Raw genomic sequence first — 2,230 nt, forward strand, 5'->3', positions numbered from 1 at the left:
GAGCCGCGCAGCGGCAGGCCGGCGGTTTCGCGCACGAAGACCATCGTTGCGATGCCCACCACCGCCGCGCCCATCAGGTAGTACGCCGGCACCAGCGGATCGCCGGTGCGTTCGACCAGCCACGCGGTGACCAGCGGCGTGGTGCCGCCGAACAGCGACACCGACACGTTGAAGGCGATCGACAGCGCGCTGTAGCGCACCGGGGTGTAGAACAGCGCCGGCAAGGTCGACGGCATCGAGCTGGTGAAGCACACCAGCGCCACGCCCAGCAGCATCAGGCCGAGGAAGATCAGCCAGTCGTTGCCGGTGCCGACCAGGCGCAGGCACGGCACCGCCAGCACCAGCAGCGCGATGCAGGCGCCGATCACCATCGGCTTGCGGCCCAGGCGATCGCTGAACAATCCGCCGAGCACGTTGAGCGGCATCATCACCAGCATCACGATGATGATCAGCAGCAGGCCCTTGCTCTCGGCATAGCCCATGGTGACGCTGAGATAGCTGGGCATGTAGGTCAGCAGCATGTAGTCGGTGACGTTGAACACCAGCACCAGGCCCACGCACTTGAGCAACTGTGGCCAGTGGATGCGGAACAGTGCGCCCAGGCCGGGCGCGTCGTGCTCGCGCTTTTCGGCTTCCTCGGCATAGGCCTGGAATGCCGGGGTTTCCTCCAGCTTCATGCGCATGTACAGGCCGAGCAGGCCCAGCGGGCCGGCGATCAGGAACGGCACGCGCCAGCCCCAGTCGAGCATCTGCGCATCGCTCAGCGTGAAGTGCAGCGCGGTCACCGTGGCGGCGCCGGCGATATAGCCGCCCAGCGTGCCGAACTCCAGCCAGCTGCTCATGAAGCCGCGGTTGCGGTCGGTGGAGTACTCGGCGATGAAGGTCGCCGCGCCGCCGTATTCGCCGCCGGTGGAAAAGCCCTGCACCAGCCGCGCCACCAGCAACAGGATCGGCGCCCAGATGCCGATGCGCGCGTAGGAGGGGATCAGGCCGATCGAGAACGTGCCCAGCGCCATCAGGATCATGGTCGCGGCCAGCACCTTCTGCCGGCCGTAGCGGTCGCCCAGCGGACCGAACACCAGCCCGCCCAGCGGGCGCACCAGGAACGCGACGGTGAAGGTCGCGAACGTGGCGATCAGCTGCGCGGTCGGGTTGGTGCTGGGAAAGAACACGTGGCCCAGGGTCACGGCCAGGTAGCCGTACACGCCGAAGTCGAACCATTCCATCGCGTTGCCCAGCGCCGCCGCGCCGACCGCCCGCTTGAGCATGGGTTTGTCGACGACGGTGACTTCTTCCACCTGCAACTGGCGGCGGCGCTTGAACCATCCGAAATGGGCGTGGAACTCCGACATGTCTTCTCCTGTCCTGGAACGGTGAGGTGATGACCCCCGGCCCGCACGCGTCAGGCAAGCAAGACGGAACGACAGGGCGCAACGGCGCCGCACTGGTCTGCGGGGGCGATCCCGGACGGCCGCGTCAACACCACGGCGCTGCAGGATCGAAGAACGGAGCGGGCGGCGCAGGGCGCACAGGGCTCCGTCGAGACGGCCATGATACACCATCGTCGTGGCGGGGCTGGCGCCAAGGTCTGCGAAAAGTTGCGAAAAGTGCTGAAAAGCTGCGTTCTGCGTGGATTTTCCGTTCCGAGCGGGAATGACCTCAGTCGCGACGCGCGAGGGTGGAACGGCCTTGCGGCGTCGGATGCGCCGTCGGGTCGGGACTGAAGTCCCTCCCGCAGTGCAGTGCTGCACCGTGGGGTTCCCGAGAATGTGGGTGCTTCACCTGTGGGAGCGGCTTCAGCCGCGACGCGCGGTGGTGGGAGATCCAGCAAGCGTCGGACACGTCGGAATGAAGTTCCTCGTATGCAGCGCAGACAGCTCCGCCCTGGCTGGGGCCGATGCTGCAATCACGACGCTTCCCTTGCGCTCGCCGTGTCCGACGGCGCGCGTTTGATTGCATCGACGCCGCGGTGCTGTCCGCGGTCGCCGCGGGATGCCATCATCGGCCGATGGCTTCTGCTCCCTTCGTGGTTCCCGACGTCCTGCAACCCACGCTCGAACGCAGCCTGGCACGCCTGCGCCAGGCCGTCGCCGCGCAGCCATGGCCGTCTTCCCCCGGTTTCGAGTCCGCGCTGGCGCGCGCGCTGCTGGCCAGCGACTTCCTGCTCGATACGCTGTGCCGGCAGCCGTCGCTGCTCGCGCACCTGGCGCAGCCGGATCCGCCGCCATTG

General features: G+C 67.6%; 2 protein-coding genes. One reads left to right on the top strand and one right to left on the bottom strand.

Translation table 11 applies throughout. The features are described from left to right. Positions 1 to 1,352: glycine betaine/L-proline transporter ProP (gene proP / locus D183_RS0110675; protein WP_017908979.1), on the bottom strand; the 1,352-nt coding region annotated here is incomplete at its 3' end. 656 nt (positions 1,353 to 2,008) lie between these two features. On the opposite strand from proP, the gene D183_RS0110680 reads away from it, so the two are divergent. Continuing rightward, on the top strand, positions 2,009 to 2,230 hold a 222-nt coding region (locus tag D183_RS0110680; RefSeq protein WP_198527655.1), incomplete at its 3' end, for a hypothetical protein.

Origin of the sequence: Xanthomonas sp. SHU 199, from assembly GCF_000364665.1 — a bacterium.
GTDB classification, from domain to species: domain Bacteria; phylum Pseudomonadota; class Gammaproteobacteria; order Xanthomonadales; family Xanthomonadaceae; genus Xanthomonas_A; species Xanthomonas_A sontii.